General features: G+C 41.0%; 16 protein-coding genes and 1 tRNA gene. All 17 read right to left on the reverse strand.

What is annotated here, in order from left to right; genetic code table 11:
- Window positions 1-5: 5 nt before the first annotated feature.
- A complete protein-coding gene (locus tag ACZ5Q7_RS00775; RefSeq protein ID WP_343751323.1) occupies window positions 6-1,358 on the reverse strand; it encodes an aminotransferase family protein in 1,353 nt (450 codons plus the stop codon).
- Entirely contained in the window at window positions 1,327-2,952 is a 1,626-nt protein-coding gene (locus tag ACZ5Q7_RS00780) for an amidohydrolase (protein WP_343751324.1), read from the reverse strand. The genes ACZ5Q7_RS00775 and ACZ5Q7_RS00780 overlap by 32 nt, the downstream gene beginning before the upstream one ends.
- 20 nt (window positions 2,953-2,972) lie before the next feature.
- Complete coding sequence (locus tag ACZ5Q7_RS00785) at window positions 2,973-4,262, reverse strand: TRAP transporter large permease (RefSeq protein ID WP_343751325.1); 1,290 nt, start codon at window positions 4,260-4,262, stop codon at window positions 2,973-2,975.
- A 1-nt stretch (window position 4,263) separates the two neighbouring features.
- Complete coding sequence (locus tag ACZ5Q7_RS00790; protein WP_343751326.1) at window positions 4,264-4,755, reverse strand: TRAP transporter small permease; 492 nt, start codon at window positions 4,753-4,755, stop codon at window positions 4,264-4,266.
- A 114-nt stretch (window positions 4,756-4,869) separates the two neighbouring features.
- Window positions 4,870-5,922, reverse strand: coding sequence for a TRAP transporter substrate-binding protein (locus tag ACZ5Q7_RS00795; protein ID WP_343751328.1), 1,053 nt, complete (start codon window positions 5,920-5,922; stop codon window positions 4,870-4,872).
- A 20-nt stretch (window positions 5,923-5,942) separates the two neighbouring features.
- Complete coding sequence (locus tag ACZ5Q7_RS00800) at window positions 5,943-6,890, reverse strand: D-2-hydroxyacid dehydrogenase (protein ID WP_343751329.1); 948 nt, start codon at window positions 6,888-6,890, stop codon at window positions 5,943-5,945.
- A 15-nt stretch (window positions 6,891-6,905) separates the two neighbouring features.
- Window positions 6,906-8,531 carry a M20/M25/M40 family metallo-hydrolase gene (locus tag ACZ5Q7_RS00805; RefSeq protein ID WP_343751330.1) on the reverse strand — a complete coding sequence of 542 codons (1,626 nt, stop codon included), beginning with the start codon at window positions 8,529-8,531 and terminating at the stop codon, window positions 6,906-6,908.
- A gap of 259 nt (window positions 8,532-8,790) precedes the next feature.
- Window positions 8,791-9,744 (reverse strand): hydroxyacid dehydrogenase, encoded by a 954-nt coding sequence (locus tag ACZ5Q7_RS00810; protein WP_343751331.1) that lies wholly within the window; start codon window positions 9,742-9,744, stop codon window positions 8,791-8,793.
- 27 nt (window positions 9,745-9,771) lie between these two features.
- On the reverse strand, window positions 9,772-10,464 hold the full coding sequence (locus ACZ5Q7_RS00815) for a FadR/GntR family transcriptional regulator (protein WP_343751332.1): 693 nt from the start codon (window positions 10,462-10,464) through the stop codon (window positions 9,772-9,774).
- A gap of 169 nt (window positions 10,465-10,633) precedes the next feature.
- A complete protein-coding gene (locus ACZ5Q7_RS00820) occupies window positions 10,634-10,843 on the reverse strand; it encodes a hypothetical protein (protein ID WP_343751333.1) in 210 nt (69 codons plus the stop codon).
- Window positions 10,844-10,912: 69 nt separating this feature from the next.
- Complete coding sequence (locus tag ACZ5Q7_RS00825; protein WP_343751334.1) at window positions 10,913-11,842, reverse strand: NADP-dependent oxidoreductase; 930 nt, start codon at window positions 11,840-11,842, stop codon at window positions 10,913-10,915.
- Between the two features lie 292 nt (window positions 11,843-12,134).
- Window positions 12,135-12,731: a hypothetical protein gene (locus ACZ5Q7_RS00830; protein WP_343751335.1), complete on the reverse strand. Its 597-nt coding sequence runs from the start codon at window positions 12,729-12,731 to the stop codon at window positions 12,135-12,137.
- A 554-nt stretch (window positions 12,732-13,285) separates the two neighbouring features.
- Window positions 13,286-13,359, reverse strand: a tRNA-Pro gene (locus ACZ5Q7_RS00835).
- A 74-nt stretch (window positions 13,360-13,433) separates the two neighbouring features.
- Window positions 13,434-14,840: an MDR family MFS transporter gene (locus ACZ5Q7_RS00840; RefSeq protein WP_343751336.1), complete on the reverse strand. Its 1,407-nt coding sequence runs from the start codon at window positions 14,838-14,840 to the stop codon at window positions 13,434-13,436.
- 93 nt (window positions 14,841-14,933) lie between these two features.
- A complete protein-coding gene (locus ACZ5Q7_RS00845; protein WP_343751337.1) occupies window positions 14,934-15,794 on the reverse strand; it encodes a hypothetical protein in 861 nt (286 codons plus the stop codon).
- Window positions 15,795-15,806: 12 nt separating this feature from the next.
- Window positions 15,807-16,928 (reverse strand): hypothetical protein, encoded by a 1,122-nt coding sequence (locus ACZ5Q7_RS00850; protein WP_343751339.1) that lies wholly within the window; start codon window positions 16,926-16,928, stop codon window positions 15,807-15,809.
- Window positions 16,929-17,073: 145 nt separating this feature from the next.
- Window positions 17,074-18,204, reverse strand: coding sequence for an FAD-dependent monooxygenase (locus ACZ5Q7_RS00855; RefSeq protein ID WP_343751340.1), 1,131 nt, complete (start codon window positions 18,202-18,204; stop codon window positions 17,074-17,076).
- Window positions 18,205-18,242: the final 38 nt, after the last annotated feature.

Consider the following 18,242-nt stretch of genomic DNA (forward strand, 5'->3'; position numbering starts at 1 on the left):
TTGGTTTATATATTCTTTTCTCTTCGTACTTCGAGTATAGAATCATAAAGAATTTCAATCATGTTATCAATTTGTTCTTTATTAATAATTAACGGTGGAGCAAACGTAATGATATCTGTACTATCATAAGTGACCGAACGACAAATCATTCCTCGTTCAGCCAATATTTCAACGACTCTGGGTGCTACTTTTAATGAAGGTGAAAATCGTTTATTAGTAGATGGATCTTCGACTAATTCAACAGCACCTAACAACCCTAATGAGCGGACATTTCCAATAATATCGATCTTATCTTTTATTGAACGGAATCCATTTAACATTTCATCCCCCATCTCTTTTGAATTTTCCACGAGATTTTCATTTTCAATGATTTCAATATTCTTCAATGCTACTGCACAGGCTGTCGGATGTCCGCTGTACGTAAAACCATGAAACAACGTTCCTTCTGACTTTTCCTTTAAAGTTTCATGAATCTCATCGGAAACCATGACACCACCCTGTGGGATGTAACCACTTGTGATACCTTTAGCCAACGTCATCATATCAGGCACAACACCCCAGTGCTCCAAGCCAAACATGGTTCCTGTTCGACCGAATCCCGTAATAACTTCATCTGCAATAAATAAAATACCGTATTCATCACAAAGTTTACGAATCTCCTGGAAATAATCATCAGGTGGAATAATAATACCGCCTGCTCCTTGTACCGGTTCTGCCACAAAAGCAGCAATCGTTTCGGGACCTTCATTTTCAATGAGGTTACGAATCGAAGCAATTGCCTGCGCAGTTCCTAATTCATAAGGCGTATCCGCATGTATGAAGTCCGTTGACAATAAACCAGCCATTTCCCAAAACTGCGGAATTCCAGTAGCACTGGTAGAACCAGAAGAAACGCCATGGTAGGCTCTTTGCCGTGAAATGATTTTCTTACGTTCAGGCTGATCTCTCAATTTCCAATAGTGACGTGCCAATTTAAAGGCGGAATCATTAGATTCTGATCCACCGGATGTTAAAAAGACTGCGTTTAGTCCATCCGGAGCCAATTCTGCCAGCTTTTCTGATAGGCGAATGGCTGGTTCATGACTAAAAGTGGAAAACGCTGAACTGAATGCCAATGTATCCATTTGCTGTTGTGCCGCTTTCCCCAATTCTTTTCTTCCATAACCAATATTGACATTCCATAGTGAGGACATCGCATCAATTAATTCCCTGCCATTGTTGTCTTTGAGGTATATACCATCACCTTCCGTAAAAATAAACGCCGGGCCGTGTTCTTGTTGTTGCTTAATAGAAGATGTTGGATGAATAAAATGTCTTTGGTCCAATTCAGTTAAACTCTTTTTCACGTTGTTTCTCATTAAAATCCCTCTCCTTTTCATAGATAATCTCACCGCCAATAATGGTCATATCTATTTCAGTATTTTTTATCTGTTGCGGTGAAAAATTAAGAAAGCCCTTCGGCAGAATAGTTAAGTCTCCCAATTTTCCCACCTCGAGTGTCCCTTTTTCGGTCTCTTCAAATGATGCATAAGCTGCATGTTTGGTGTACATTTTTAATGCTTCATATAAACTCACCCTTTCTTCCGGAATAAAACATTTTCCATTTTTGGTTTCGCGACTTACAGCCGTATATATGCCAAGCATTGGTGAACACGGAGTTGCAGGAGAGTCCGAGCTTCCCGCAGGTGTCAATCCATACTTACAAAAGCTATTAATAGCAAAAACGTGATTAATGACATCATCTTGCAGGTTCTCCATGTATACGTCGCCGGCTAAATGAATAAGCGACGGTTGTGGAACAGAAATGATTCCTAGTCTGCTCATTCTCTGAAGAAGGTTTTTATTTGCAATACTGGCATGTTCTATTCTGTGACGACAATCAGAACGTGGGAATTTTTCCAAGGCATTTTCATAAGCATCCAACACTTGTTTCACAGCATGATCCCCTATGGCATGAATAGCTATTTGCCAACCTGCTTTATGCACCTCAAGAACACTTCGGGCAAGGTCTTCGTACGAATGCACCAGTTGACCATAACCGTTGTTATCCCGGTATGCCTTTGTCACCGATGCTGTCATCCCACTAATTGTTCCATCAGCAAACATTTTTATCGGACCTATTTTTAGACGATGACTTCCTGAACCGGGTTTTAAATTCATGTCACGTGCATTTTTATAAAACCGATTTAAAATCATTCCGTTCATACGCACATTTAACGATTGGTTTTCAACCATATCATTAAACACTGTATATTCTTTAAATGAACCTGTTATGAAACCAAACCCAGCTTCATGAACCGCTGTAATACCGTGTTGAACATAGTATTTATCAGCGAGACGAAGTGCCTGTTTCATTTGTTCTGTTGAATACGGTGGCATTTTAGCTGTTACCAAATCCATTGCTTCTTCTTTTAAAACACCCGTCAATTCTCCATTGTTATCTTTTTTCAATTCCCCCGTGTCCACTGTTGACTCTTTTGTTACACCTGCTGTTTTTAATGCAGTATCATTCACCACAGCTGCATGTAAACAGTAACGGGAAATAAAAATCGGGTTGTTAATGTCAACAAAATCATCTTTAGTTGGGAGACGTTTTTCTGTAAGACTAGATTCATCAAATCCCCAACCTATAATCCATTCTTCCGGATCACAAAATTGGGCACGTTCTTTTACTCTTTCAACCATCTCTTTAATAGATGTCACCCGGCAGTCAACGTTTTGTAAATTAAATCCAGTTGAAAACATGTGTTGATGAGCATCAATTAAACCGGGGACAACCGTCTTTCCTTCAAGATCAATAACTTTCGTGTCCTTTCCAGTATACTGTTGGACATCAGAATTATCTCCAAGAGCAATGATTCTCCCATTTTTAATGGCTATCGCTTTGAAATAATGATGATCATCATCCATTGAAACGATGACACCGTTTTGCAAAATCGTTTCCGCTTCCATCAATATTCCTCCCTCGTAAATTAATTCATAAGATTAGGTAGAAACATCGTTAGTGGTGAAACGTAACTAACGATCAACAAAGATAAAAGCATTGCTAAGAATAAAGGAATAGCTGCTTTCGCAATTGACTCGATAGGCCTCTTGCTAATTGCAGAGGCAACAAACAAGTTGACACCGAGCGGCGGAGTAATGTAACCGATTGCTAAATTCAATATCATGACAACTCCAAACTGCACCGGCTCCATTCCAATTTGTGTTGCAATCGGCAACAATATCGGAGTTAAAATTACCAATGCAGCAATCGTATCCACAAATGCTCCAACAATGATTAAAAAAAGATTAATGAGCAATAGAACAACAATATCACTGCCGGAAAAACCGATAATAAAGTTAGCGATTGTTTGTGGGATCTGTTCCAAATTCAATATATAAGCAAAAGCTATGGATAACCCAATCATATATAAGGTCGATCCCATAATAGAAGACGTTTCCATGATGCAACTATATATATCTTTCCATTTCAGCTCTTTGTGGATAAATGCACCGACAATGTATGCATAAATGATTGCGACAGCCGCAGCTTCCGTCGGGGTAAAGATACTGCCATAAATTCCACCAAGAATAATCACGGGGGCCAATAGTGCCCATTTGGCATCATAAAATGTTTTCAGCACATGTTTAATATCAATTTTCTGTGTGGTCGGATCTACTTCTATACCTTTTTTCCTCAGAAGAAGATAAGATGTAATCATTAAAATGATACCGATGAGAATGCCGGGTAAAATTCCAGCCATAAATAAACTTCCTATTGATACACTTCCCACAACACCAAATAATACTAATGGTATACTTGGGGGGATAATGACTCCGATAGAGCCAGCAGTCGCTGTAATCGCTGAAGAAAAACCTTCCCCATAATTTTTCTTCTCCATAGCAGGAATCATAAAAGACCCAATTGCGGCCACAGTAGCGGGACCGGACCCTGAGATTGCTGCAAAAAACATACACGTAAGTACTGTGACCATTGCCAAACCACCGACTAGAAAGCCGACAAGAGCTCCAGCAAATTCTAATAGTCTTTTGGAAACCCCACCCTTTCCCATTAACAATCCTGCAAACATAAAAAACGGAATAGCCATTAAGGGAAAGGAGTCTAAAGATGTAAAAGCTTTTTGAGCCACTGTGAGGAGTGGTATATTATCACTTACAAAAATAATAGTTATTAAAGTGGACAAACCAATTGAGATACCAATTGGAACACTAATAAAAATAAGTATAAACAGGCTTCCGAAAAGAACTGCTGATGCCAATTTATCCCCCCTTTTGCTCACTCGGATCTGTTTTAAATACAAAATAGAACTGTTGAATTAGACGCATGATCATTAATGCTCCACTTATTGGAACGACCAAATAAACAATCCACATAGGAATACCAATCGAGGGACTTGTTTGTCCGGTCAGTTGAACTTGCTTAACAAACTGAAATCCTAAATAGGCCAAAAATACAGAAAAAGTGACCCATAGCACCAGAACGATAAATTCAATTATTAATTTAAATCTATCTGAAAAAAGCTTTTTTACAACTTCAACCCGAATATGTGCATTTTTCCGAATGGCTAGACTAACACTTATCCAAGCCAACCAGATTAATACATATCGGGAAAGCTCAGCACTCCAGCCAAGGGATGAATTAAATACATATCTGAATACAACTTGGGCGAAAACTAAAAGGACAATGAAAATAAAGCCCGAAGCTATAACCCACTCTTCCAGTTTTTCATCTATTATCTTCTTGAAATTCATTTGGAACCCCCAGCTTCACGAAAGATCCAGATAGTTCTCAGCTCCCTGCTTCATTCGTACAATGATTTCGAGAAAAGCTGAGAACATCCGATTTATTAGCCGTATCATTTCAAATCATTCGGGTTTTGCAAGTTTAATGAGATCTTCACCTATAACATCTTTATACTTGTCATATACTGGCTGTACCTTTTCTCTTAGTTTTTCCTTTTGTTCAGCAGTCAGTTCATTGATTTCCATCCCTTTTTCCTTTAGAAGTTCTATATTTTCAGTATCCTGTTTCTTCGCCAGTTCTCTTTGTCTTTTTGACATTTCCTTACCCGTTTCTTTTAAAAGTGTTTGTAGGTCATCAGGCATACTTTGAAATTTTTCTTTGTTAATGAGCGTTATAACAGGAGCGTAAAATTGATCCGTCATTGTAAGATAATCCTGGACTTCATAGAATTTATTGGAGGTAATTATGGAAATGGGCATATCTCCCCCATCAAACGTTCCTTGTTGCAATGCGGAATACAGTTCCCCAAAAGCATGTGGCGAAGGATTGGCCCCTAATTCATCAAATGTATCTTGATACAATTCATTTTCAACAACCCGCGTTTTCAAACCTTTGAAATCTTCAATTGACTCAATAGGATGTTCACTGTTCATGAACTGGCGAAATCCATTTTCGCCGTACCCGAGTCCAACCATGTCCATATCAGGTAATTCCTTCAATAGTGTTTCCCCAAGCTTTCCATCCATGGCCTTATGTGCTGTTTCCCTAGACTTAAATAAAAATGGCAAATCAAAAACCATAAATTTTTCATTAAAACTAGCTAACGTAAATGTGCCAATCATCGTCATTTCTATATTTCCCAACTGCACAGCTTCTGTAGCCTCTGCATCCGAACCATACAGTTGACCATTCGGATAAATTTGTAAGTCAATTCGGCCATTCGACTCTTCTGCTAATGTTTCTTTCCATTCTTCTAAAGCAATATTAGAAGCATGATCTTCGGGTAAAACGTGTGTTATTCGTAACTCGTATGTTTTACCATCGCCATCTCCGCCATCGGATCCATTTTCGTCATTGGTTGCACTCGTGTTTTCATTTGACGAGCATGCTGACAATATCACAATAAATCCAGCACAAAAGATTAAAAGTAACATAGATTTCGTATGCGCTTTCATTTTTCTGCCTCCCTCATAGATTAATAGCCTTTATCCAGATCCACCTTATCAATCATTGTTTCTCCCTTTTGATAGCGACTAAAATTCATTTTGAACTTTTCAATGCAACGATCATAAAAATGGATAGTCTTTGCAGAAAGATGTGGTGTGATAAATACATTATTCATATCCCATAATGGGTGATCTTTCGGTAACGGATCCTCTTCAAATACATCAAGTGCAGCACCTTGAATTGTTTTTTGATTAAGTTCGTTAACAAGAGCGTTCGTATCAACAAGTCCACCGCGGCCAATATTAATCAGATAAGCACTCTCTTTCATTAACCGAAGCTCATTTCGACCGATACAGTGAAACGTTTTTTTCGTTTCAGGCAACAGTAATACAATGAAATCTCCCTCCTTTAAAGCTTTTTCTTTATTATCTAATGTAACCATTTCATCAAAATGAGGTCGTAACTGCCCGCTTGTATTCACACCTAAAACGTGCATACCGAACATTCTTGCTTTTTCAGCAATTGCCGTCCCAATCGTACCAGCACCAAAAATAGCTATTGTCTTTCCACCAGCCTCATCAACCAACTCCTCTCGATTCCATATATGCTGTTGTTGCTCTTGAATAAACCTTCTTAATTGCCTTGTATAATACAAAATCATACTCATGACATATTCTGACATTGGAGTGCTATAGATCCCCTTCACATTTGTTAATAAAATCCCCCTTTCTTCCAATTCTTCAATCGGAATATGTTCTACCCCTGTTTGAAAGACTTGAACCCATTTCAAAGAAGGCATCTGCTCCAACGTTTCTTTTGTCAGATCAAACCCAAATGTGATTAAAACTTCAACATGATTAAGCAATGTTGAATTATTTTTTATATCAGGTTCAAGATGGACCGGCATCGGTGAGCAAATATCCTGTAAATATTGAATTTGGTCCTTTGAAAATTCATCAATAGTCATTACGAGCATATATATCCCCCTATTTTAATAAATCATCTTTTTACAAAAACGTTTGATAAACAAAGGTAACGTGTTAAAGGTGTAGGGTTTATAGACACGCTCAGTCATTTTATGTGCGTCCTTTCCCCAAGTACCAATGTTAATCGCCGGTATGTTCAATGTACGAATTTTGTCGATAGGCACAGGATACAATTTATCCATTTCAGGGAAGTTTTTCTCCAAACCTATGATCTCTTCGTCCGAATCATCCAGTGCGAGATAGCTGCTGTCCGTCAATGACGGGAAAAAGTATTTAATGGGGAAATCATCGTCAAATCCATTGGTTATTTCCTGCAAATTGTCAATGATTTTTTTTTCATTGTTTGTTTCGCCTTTTACATAATTATGTGGAACGAAAGGAGGAGCAAAAAATATAACAACAACAGGCTCTATTCCCCCTTGCATATAAAGCAACTCCTCAACAATACGGGCACCGATTTCCCTCAGATCTGATTCTTCATTCTTTTTAACCACCTGATTCAGATGTTCATTCACCTTTTCTCCATATAAATCGTAGACTGATTGGTAAAGCTGTTCATATGTCAGAACTTTCGACTCCCACGGCAATGGCTGAAAATTGAAATCGGTTCGATCACAAAACAAACGATATTGGTGATTCAGATCGTTGATCACTTGTTGAAAAGCTTCTTCGGTAATCCCCTTTAGTTGTTCCATTACCCGATCCGGTGACATACCGTGAACGAAATAATTAAAATACACGAAGGACGCTAGAGGTGTTTGGACATTATAGCTAGGCTTTAAGTCTTTTGCCTTTAAAACAGAGGGCGGTTGCGGTATTTCACCATGTTCTTCATCTGCCAGTATGGTCTGATGATCAATACGACGGACGAGTTCAGACGTTATTAAATTCGGATTCAACCCTTCAAACATTTGACCAACATGAGTTTCACTGCCTTTTATATAAAAACTTGGAAGCAACTTACCAACTGATCCCAAGTAAATGTAACGACTATGGTCACCAGAAAATAATGGACCGACAAAGTCGCTGTTAATGGCCGTCACGAAATCAAGATGCTCTTCTGTTTGTAAACGTTCTAATTCTGTTAAAGCATCAATAATACCGCCATGTGTTGTCTCTTCAATCGGATTAGTCATGAATAAAAGATTTCCATCAAGTTCATGAGGGTGTTCGCAAAAGTATTGTATGGTCCATAATTGTGCTGCCAATCCGCTTTTCATATCGACTGATCCTCTGCCGAACAACCAGTCGCCCGAATGAAGATCATCTTCAACTCCCGAGGGCAATTCAACTTCTTTTAACTTCTCCATTAATTCATAAGGTTGGACAGCATACGCCTCAAGTTGACCATAATCATCTGTGGGTACGGTATCCGTATGACTATGAAGAATTATCGTTTTGTTTGAATGACCACCCTTTCCTCTTAAAAGTGCAAACACACTTTTTCTGCCTAAATGATCATTTTCAACTTGTTTTGACCAGATGAGTTCAGGGTGATGTTGAAAGTATGAAAAAGAACGAAGCTTGCTTTCCACAGCTTCAGCCATCCGTACCTCACCTTCTGTCCCATTAACACTTGCAATATTAACAAGCTCTACTGTTAACGCTTCCATTTCCTTTTCAATGTTCATGTTATCCCTCCCTTCCAACAATTTATTGGTAATAGAATATGAATATAAGGTCACGAATTTATTTTTGTATACAAATTATTAATATAATCGTTATTGTATTCATTTACCATTAAAGACAATTATAACTTTCTTTCACCGGTCATATTCTAAGTCATTACAATATGTTCAACCGGTAGGACCTGTTACAATTAATTTACTACAAAGTAATGTAATTTTCAATATAATGTGTTAATTTTTTAAATAAAAAATTTTAAATAAATTAATTAATGGTATTCACCGGCCAAGAGGGAGTATATCCTTTCAAAACTTGATCGATCTGTTTCGCAGCATGCAAAGACATTTTTCTAGCCCCTTCTTTGGATAAAGCAGCACTATGAGGAGTAACAATAATATTCTCCAAAGAAAATAGCTCATTGTTTGTATTTGGTGGCTCTTGTTCAAAGACATCAATACCTGCACCTGCAATGGTTTTGTTTTTCAATGCAGACAATAGAGCTGACTCATCTACCGTCCCACCACGAGAAGCATTAATGAAAAATGCATTTTTTTTCATAATATTAAATTGTTCAGAGCTGATAATATGTTTGGTAGACGTCAGTTTAGGCAAATGTAAACTAATAAAGTCTGATTCTTGTAATATATCTTCTAACTCATTCTTATGTGCAACAAACTCTGGTACCTGTGTAACATATGGATCGTACCCCAGCACATTCATATTAAAGCCATAATGCGCTTTTTCAGCAACGAGCTTCCCAATTCTCCCCAAACCAATCACGCCAACATTTTTTCCTTCCAGATCATCACTATACACCTTTTGACGAATGTCGAAATTCCCGGCCTTCAATGCTTCATCCATAATTGTAATCCTCTTTGAAAGCGCTAGCATAAATGCTAATACATGTTCTGCAACGACATTTGCATTGGCTTCCGGTGTGCTGGTAACATATATACCTTGGTCTGTCGCGATATCGACATTGATGTTATTAATCCCAACACCGTATTTCGAAATAATTTTTAAATTTTTCCCGGCCTTAATTACATCTTCATCGATTATGGCATTAGACCTTGTCAAAATAGCATCACAGTTTTCCACATCTTTTATTAATGTGCTTTTATGAACATCTTCAGCAAACTTTAAACGGTATCCATTTTTTTCTAAATAGTCTTTCCCTTCCTTTTCAATATCCAACGGAATGTAAATGGTTGAATTCATAGCATGCTCCTTTACCTATACATACATTTAAAGCAGATTTTGTTTTTTCAGCAAAGTAACTTCATTTCTGAGTAAATCCATATGATTTTTGATTACACTTACACCAAGACGCTCATCCATCGTCTCTATTGCTTGGATTAAATCGCTATGATGGTTTTGAGCATCATCAACACTATACGGTAACAACCGTGTCAACGTAAAAATGGAACCTTCAGTAATATCAAACAACGATTGTATTAATAACGGATAAATATTATTTTGTGTTGCCTTTGCCAATGTAATATGAAAATAAGAATCGTCTTTGATAAACTGGTTAACAAATGATCTATTTTTTTCCATTTTGTTATAGATGTTTTTCAATGCTTGAATATCCTGGACTTCTCTTTTTTGTACAGCTTTGCGGATAATCGCTATTTCAAGGTCTTCCCGAACTTCCAAAATTTCCTCGCCGGTCGGATCATCGGATTGAAGCATCCGTTTTAAAGTTTCTGTCACAACAATATTATTCAATTTGGTTATATATGCACCTTTACCAGGTTTGACAATCGCATAACCATGTTCACGTAAAGTACCAATAACTTCACGAATGACATTTCGACTGACACCATATTCCTCAGCCAACTCTCTTTCTGAAGGGAGTTTATCTCCCTCTTTATATACGCTTTGATGAATTTGATCTTCAATTTTTTGTGCAATATCTTCATAAAGCAATTGATACACTTGTTTTTCACCTCATTTCATAATGAATTTATTCCGAGGCAACTGGTAGGACCGGATAGTAATTAACAGTATAATATCTTTAATATGAAAATTCAATACAATTGACAAAAAATTATTAAAAGTGACCATAAAAACCAGGGTGAAAAGTCTCTGTTGGTCACCCTATCCTTTAAAAGAATGCCAAAAAGGCGAGTGGCTTCGGTATGAGAAGCTCTCGCCTTCCGTTCAGGACGACTTCAGGGAAAATACTATTCAAATCGATTGTTAAGCCATCTAATACATGGACAGGTACAACGTCTTCCTTGTCATATACATTAGATAGTTTCAGCGAATGGTTATTTAACAGATAAACTTCGACAATTTGATTGGCTGGATCCATGATCAAATATGATTTATATTAATTTGAGCATTCGATATCTATGCGGACCTTCTCATCTAAACTATATCCCTATTGAACCTTCAGCACAATCTTTCCACGAGCGTGGCCGGTGGCGCTGATGCGATGACCCTCTTTCACGTCTGACAGGTTCATCACGTGTTCGACGACTGGCTTAATTTTTTCGGCTTCGATCAGTTCAGCCATTTTTTGCAGGGTCTCGCCGTCCCGTCCCATGGATACTTGATAGGCGTTCACACCATAGTCTTTCGCCAATTGTTCATCCGGTGCCGTTGTTGTGGATGTGAGGCGCCCGCCCTTTTTCATTACCTTGAAACTACGGTTTTGAACGTCACCTCCTATGGTTTCCAGAACGACATCCACGGGGGAAAGAACATCCTCAAAATTCTCCTCTTCATAATTAATGACTTGATCAGCGCCAAGCTGCTTTAAGAAATCAGTGTTTTTGCTGCTGCCCGTTGTTGCGACCCAGCAACCGTAAGCTTTGGCCAATTGAATGGCGAAACTGCCGACACCGCCAGCACCTCCTTGAATCAAGACACGCTCACCTTCTGTTATTTTCGCAACATCCACAAGACATGTCCACGCCGTCAGACCGGCGAGCGGAATGGAAGCGGCTTCTTCGTAGGTCAGGTTGTGCGGCTTTTTCGCTACCATATCTTCATTCACCGCTACATATTCCGCGTAGGTGCCATTGCGCATCATATCCGGACTTGAATACACGTCATCGCCAACTGAGAATTTGCTGACATTCGATCCAATCTTTTTCACGACACCTGCTGCATCCCAGCCGATAATCAATGGAAATTCATAAGGAATCATTTGCTGCAGATAGCCTTCTCGTATTTGCCAGTCGACCGGGTTGACCGACGTCGCCTTGATTTCAATCAATATATCGTTTGGCTTCAGCTCTGGCTCGTCAATCTCAGTATAATTCAATACATCTGCATGCCCGTATTGCTGCATCACAATCGCTTTCATGTCATTTCCATCCTTTCTTCTTTCAAGAGATTTGATGAACAATTCAAAAAAATCATCAAGTTCTAGTGTAATGATTTCTCATGAGACTTTCAAATGTTGGAACTCGAGAAAAAAAGTGTCGTTCGAATGGGACCGGGGTAGGCCGCGCGACTGCACGAACGGCGCGACCTCATGCGATTATTGCGTGAGGTCGTCGAAGGCAGTTGATTTTCGGCTACCACCGAAAATCGTCTATTGGTATGGTCGTCAGCTGTCATGCGAGTTCTCAGGATGGCCCATGCTCACCACAATATTACGATTTTCGTTTGGAAAGGCGGAACGATTGCAGTGTCATCACATGGCGCATAATTTTGAACACGTAAAGGATTTTTCCAGTAAATAAGATAATCGGAGTTGATTTATAGATCGCGATCGTTTTGCAAACCGCTTTTCCCCCAACGGTAGCCGCTGCAATCAAGCTCGTTAACACAACGGAAACGGCAATAAACACTAGTGATCCTTCTGACGTATTGATCATCCGACCTAATTGAAAAACGACCGATGTCGACGCTGCCCCGCTGACAATGCCTGCAATATCACCGACGACATCGTTAAAAAAACTGGAGAACAATGGGGCGTTTTTTGTAATATACGTTGCCTCTTTGGCGCCTTTGATTTTTTTGGATGCCATCGCATGGAAATGCGCTTCTTTAGCAGTGGCTGATGCCAGGCCGATGGTGTCGCCAATAATTCCAATCAAAATAAAAACCAATACAATAGCAAGACTGAGAACAAGTCCGGCTCCTCCCCGAAACCATGAGGACATAAATGAAAAAAACAGTGCCATGATAAATGTGGTCAACACGATTTTGCTGCTCCACGGAATCGATGAACGAATCAACTTCATCATTCCTTTACCTCCTCATAATCAATCATTATATCAAGCGAAACTTGAATCTGTGGACGTTCATGAGTTTAAAAATCACTCCCGAGCAAGCACCCGGGAGCATGGCAACCCATTTGAAAAGAACTACCATTAGTGTAAGCGAATTGTTTCATACAACAGAAACAATTCACTTACACTAATATTTTTGCATAAGGTAAATATATATCACTTAAGGCAAAATGTCAACGGATTTAGATATGCGTTCTATCAAAAAACGTAGACACACAGGGATTATGAGTTTAAGAAAAATGTCTGCTGGTCGATTGATTGATACGGTTGGATTTCGTTTATTGGTTTATCAAAGAGGGCACTGAGTCAGCGGAATGTTTACGCGGTTTACCAATTTGTTTGGTACAAGGGGGAAAGTGGAATTTGGCCACCGCTGAAAATCACCGATTGGATATGGTCACCGGCTGTCGGATTTACGGAGGTCTTTACTGGTGCACGTCGTCTATGGCAGATACATATAAAAAAACTTGAACCCCGTTGCGGATTCAAGCTTTTTTATATTTCCTATATCGGGATGACAGGATTTGAACCTACGACCCCTAGCACCCCATGCTAGTGCTCTACCAAACTGAGCTACATCCCGTTAAAATGTCCACTCTATATTATAGGAAAAAATCCATATGAAATCAATACATTTTTCCACACTTCAACAAAAAATCACTGTCTTCGTTTTGCAGGCTGTCCCCGTCGTTCCAAAAAAAGAGCAAGAAACAAACCGGTCACCGCAAATAAAAACGCAACGAAAAAGCTTGTTTTCACGCCGTTCAAATACGTATCGGGATCCATAGTTGCTGAGCCGGCTTGAACGCTACTAATAAACGAAATAATAAACGTTAAGCCGAGTGATCCCCCGAATTGGCGGGCTGTGTTAATAACAGCTGTCCCATGTGGAATCAAATGGTCCGGCAACGCATTGATGCCCGCTGTCATAATCGGCATATTAATCAACCCGACACCAGCCATGGCTACAATGAATAAAGCCATGGTTATGACAAATGGCGTATTGAGATCAAGGATGACATAAAAACCGATGGTGCTGACACTGAGCAAAACAAAACCGATAATCGCAATGACTTTGCCCCCGTATTTATCGAACAATCGGCCTGCATACAGGGACATGAAGGCAAGCGTTAAAGCGCCGGGCATCACGATTATGCCACCAAAAAAAGCCGAATACCGTTGTGCGTTCTGGACATACAACGGCAAAATCGTCTCCGTTGATATAAGTAAACTGAACGATAAAATCGAAATAATGGCTACAAGAGCAAAAACGGGTACTTTAAGCACACGGAGCTCCAAAATAGGCGTGGAAAGCCGCAATTGTCGACTGATAAATAAAACCAATGCCACCCCGCCTGCTATCAGACCGATAAGTGTTGCTGGTTCCGTCAGCCCACCATCTTCCAATTGATTGAAGGCAAACAGCATACCACCAAACCCAACCGTTGACCATAGTATGGATAACGTGTCAATGACCGTTTCGCGCTGCTCGGTCACATTGCGCATGTACAGAAAAACCAAAAGCAAAATACATGCTGCAATGGGAATAATCAGCAGAAACAACGCACGCCATCCGAAATACTGGGTGAGCGCCCCGGATATTGGCGGGCCAATCGCAGGCGCCACATTAATCACCAGCCCGGCCAATCCTAGCGCAAATCCTCGTTTTTCTTTGGGATACATCAGAAATAATATCGTTTGCATCAATGGGATCATAATGCCGGAGCCCATCCCCTGAAAAACGCGGCCCACCAGCAAAATGGGAAAAGAAGGCGCAACCAAACCGATGAACGTCCCTGCCAAAAATAACACCATCGCGGTCATCATTAATTTCCTTGTTGGAAAGGCATCAATGAAATAAGCTGTTATGGGAATAAGAACGGCCATCGTTAGCATATAGGTTGTTGTCAGCCATTGCACATCCGTCGAGTTAATCGCAAACTCCTGCATGATTTTTGGAAAGGCTGTAATGAGCAGAAATTGTGTCAGAACGGACAAAAATGCTGCCGACAATGTAATGCCCACAATGAGATATCTATGAAAACGGGTAAGATTCGTTGGCATTATTCCGCTCACCTCCTACAAACCCTTCACCAGCCATCTAAAACAGCAAACGACACGCCGTATGTCGCTCCATTCAGCATGAACCGATCTTCTTCAAAACGTTACTAAAAGGCCGGTCTTATCATCGCTTGGCTTTAGTCGCGGATAGATTCGGCACTGCTCATCGGCCATTTCCCGCTCTTCTACGGCATGCAATAACCCGTCGATTCCGTAATCAAATGCGATGCTGGCCGATTGCAACCATGCATTATCGTCATTCAGCTCGGTCGGCAAAAGCAACCCGTCACTCAATAGAAGCATGTGTGTAACCCGTTTAAGCGACAGCCTCCCATATTCCAGATGATCCATCGCCTCATCACTGCCATCAATCACGCCATACCCGTTCATCGTGTTCAATTGATTTCGATTGTGCAGTAATATAGGATTAATTTCGTTTCTCAGTTCCGTGATGTCAAGGTTATGATCGTTGTTCTTTTGCCTCTGCTTAACCAGCTCAGTAATGGCCTGTTGATCGAGGTATTGGATCAAATCGTATGTAACGGGGCGTATGTCCCCATTTTCATATTTTAAAAACAACATGCAATCGCCTGCGTGAATATAATGAAAATGATGATGATCCGGGTGCAATTGAATGGCTGCCAACCCAGTGGAACTTCTTTGGTTTTTGGGGATGTCATCCAAACGTGCAATCGATTCACGAATATGGGTCTGATAATAGCCTATCGTTTCACCGTTGACAGCTTTATTGGCATCTGCAATGCTCTCCCATAATCCATGTGATGGCGTCATCGCTTGTAAATGCGTTTGCACTGTATGCGAAGCCAAGTGACCGGGGATCCCATCCAATCCGGTCGCGCCATCAATGGCAGCAAGCACACCAGCCTGTTCATTGATGACATAGGCATCGTCATTACTACCTGTACCGCCTTGTTTATACACTGTATTTATGCGCAAGATTCCACCCCTCTAAAGCCAACCTTGTTGATATGTGATTAACGAACACACAATCAGCCCTATTCCGAGGCTGATAACAATCATAGTTTTGCCGGAATGTCCCGCTTTATCATTGGTAAACATTAAAAAACTGAAACCTGCATAGGCGACGAGCAGAATACCACCCAATACCAGCAATAACAGAACAGCTGCTGTAAACGATTGCCCCTTGATGATCTGGATGGAGCCCACCGTAAAGGAAATAATAGCTGTAAAAAACCCAAGCATTTGCAAATTTTGCTGTCGCATGCCATCGATCATTTCCTGAATCCGCTCATGGCTTTTTTGGTTGGCCGCTTCCTGTTCCGCCAACTTGTGATCAATCGTTTCATTGGCGGCATTCAGCTTTGCTTCAACCTTGGCAATATAATCATGCTGTTCCGTTTTTTGATCAGCTAACTCCTCTTGCACCTGGACGTTGCTCAGCAGCTGATAATATCTGGCGATGCGTAACTGATAGTCATTCCCTTTCTTTTCCAAGTCGATGGCCGTCCGAAGTGCATGCTTCGCGTCTTTAAACTGCTGTCGGTGGGCAAAGAACCGTGCTTTGGTCGCGTAAAATTTAGCGTAATGCTGATTTTCTTCAATAGCCCTTTCCAAATCACGGAATGCCCGCTCTTCCAATTGATTCATATCATCGAACGACACCTGTTCATTGTTTTCGATCAACGTAATCACACATTCCGCATAGCTATGTAAAATGCCGCTATGGTCCGCCAATTCCGGATTTCTGAGGGCTTTGAGCGAATCAGCGATACTTCTGGCCAGATTTCCATTCGACGTATGTTTTAACGCACGATAATGCAAAAACAGCGGTTCGTCTTTAAACGCCTCTTGATAATCATCAAACAGGATATTTAAGTAGGAGACCTCTTCCAGGCGTCGATACAAGGTCGCCAACGAAATAAACGCAATGTATCTATGAAAATAGTATGAACCGGATTGAACCATATTGTGCAAAAACTGCTTTAATTCAACGATGTTCTCATCTTTTTGGTCAATGATGTAATCGGTTATCGTTAATTCAAATGTCCGGTTCTGTTTATCGGGCAGGCGTTGGATTAATTGCTCGAACGTATCCTTAACGTCTGACATAATGCACCCCCATTGATGACGACCGTTTCCGTTCATGAAAGCTCTATTATACCAGATGGGGACCGCCGAGACAATTTCCAGTCCACCATTCAAATGAGGCTAACAACCAAACGGGCGGTGGTTTCCCGTAACCGACCAGCCTTGTCTATTTAAACAAAAACGTCAGCCTGCGAAAGAGCCATGATTTCGGTACCAGCGGAAAAACAGTATTCCGGAATCCGATCAATAACGGATGCTGCCATTGAGCGGCCCGCCCTATTTGTCTGGAGAGTGTGATAACTTTTTTGGTTTTCGTCACACGTCGTCTGTCATAACGCGACAAAGCAGCTTCCATGGATGGTTCCTCGTCGATGGCGCGCATGAGTTCATAAGCATCTTCAATCGCCTGGCCGGCACCCTGGCCCATGTTCGGGGTTGCCGCATGAGCCGCATCGCCTAGTAAACCAATGCGCTCATCGACAAAGGAATGCATTGGCTTAATATCATATATATCACGATGCAAAAAGTACGCATCATCGGTTTCACGGATCAATCGTTCCACCACCGGCGAAAAATGTGCAAACAACCGAGCAACCTCATGTTTATCCAAACGCGCATAAGTCGGATCGCCCTCATGCGCGTTAATGCAAGCAAACCAGTACACACGCCCGTCCTGAAGCGGTGCCCAGCCAAATCGCCCGTGTTTTGACCACGCTTCGGATGATATATGAGGCCTGACATCCCCCTTGTTGAACGTAATCCCGCGCCAACATGTATACCCGGCATAACGCGGCTCGCTGTCAGGCTTAAGCGTCTGGCGAAAAATCGACTGCATCCCATCTGCTGCGACGACGTAATCAACATGCTGTGTGTCGCCATCCCGGAATGTCAGATTCACGTGATCGTTGTGCTGTACAAAATCAACCACTTCTTTGTCAAAATGAAAATGAGCCGGATCGACCGCACGATGCAACGCTTCGTGCAAATGGGCCCGGTGGATCGTCACCGTCTCTTCCCCGAATCGTTTCTTTAATAAGGAAAAGTCAATGCGATTCATGACGTTGAACGCGCCATTTAAAAACCGCTGTTCCCGAAGCGGCATACCGGCTTGGACCACATCATGTGCTACCCCGATTCGATGCAGGGCAAGCATCGCATTGCTTCCGATTCCAAGACCGGCCCCGATCGGTTTGAACGAACGGGCCCTCTCAAATACGTGCGCGTCGATCCCCTTTTTATGCAACCCAGCCGCTAACGCAAGCCCGCCAATACCGCCGCCGATAATCGCCATCCTCATCGAACCCACCTCCAATGCGTTTCTCGGTTATAAAATGA

This window comes from Lentibacillus halophilus (assembly GCF_055395055.1).

Excerpts from the sequence above, each read along its gene's own strand:
- ACZ5Q7_RS00795 (WP_343751328.1), bottom strand. The coding sequence starts at position 5,922 with ATGAAAGCGCATACGAAATCTATGTTACTTTTAATCTTTTGTGCTGGA.
- ACZ5Q7_RS00840 (WP_343751336.1), bottom strand. The coding sequence starts at position 14,840 with ATGCCAACGAATCTTACCCGTTTTCATAGATATCTCATTGTGGGCATT.
- ACZ5Q7_RS00810 (WP_343751331.1), bottom strand. The coding sequence starts at position 9,744 with ATGAATTCAACCATTTACATTCCGTTGGATATTGAAAAGGAAGGGAAA.
- ACZ5Q7_RS00805 (WP_343751330.1), bottom strand. The coding sequence starts at position 8,531 with ATGAACATTGAAAAGGAAATGGAAGCGTTAACAGTAGAGCTTGTTAAT.
- ACZ5Q7_RS00775 (WP_343751323.1), bottom strand. The coding sequence starts at position 1,358 with ATGAGAAACAACGTGAAAAAGAGTTTAACTGAATTGGACCAAAGACAT.
- ACZ5Q7_RS00800 (WP_343751329.1), bottom strand. The coding sequence starts at position 6,890 with ATGCTCGTAATGACTATTGATGAATTTTCAAAGGACCAAATTCAATAT.
- ACZ5Q7_RS00855 (WP_343751340.1), bottom strand. The coding sequence starts at position 18,204 with ATGAGGATGGCGATTATCGGCGGCGGTATTGGCGGGCTTGCGTTAGCG.
- ACZ5Q7_RS00790 (WP_343751326.1), bottom strand. The coding sequence starts at position 4,755 with ATGAATTTCAAGAAGATAATAGATGAAAAACTGGAAGAGTGGGTTATA.
- ACZ5Q7_RS00825 (WP_343751334.1), bottom strand. The coding sequence starts at position 11,842 with ATGAAAGCGATTGTGATGCAGCAATACGGGCATGCAGATGTATTGAAT.
- ACZ5Q7_RS00820 (WP_343751333.1), bottom strand. The coding sequence starts at position 10,843 with ATGGATCCAGCCAATCAAATTGTCGAAGTTTATCTGTTAAATAACCAT.
- ACZ5Q7_RS00830 (WP_343751335.1), bottom strand. The coding sequence starts at position 12,731 with ATGATGAAGTTGATTCGTTCATCGATTCCGTGGAGCAGCAAAATCGTG.
- ACZ5Q7_RS00780 (WP_343751324.1), bottom strand. The coding sequence starts at position 2,952 with ATGGAAGCGGAAACGATTTTGCAAAACGGTGTCATCGTTTCAATGGAT.
- ACZ5Q7_RS00850 (WP_343751339.1), bottom strand. The coding sequence starts at position 16,928 with ATGTCAGACGTTAAGGATACGTTCGAGCAATTAATCCAACGCCTGCCC.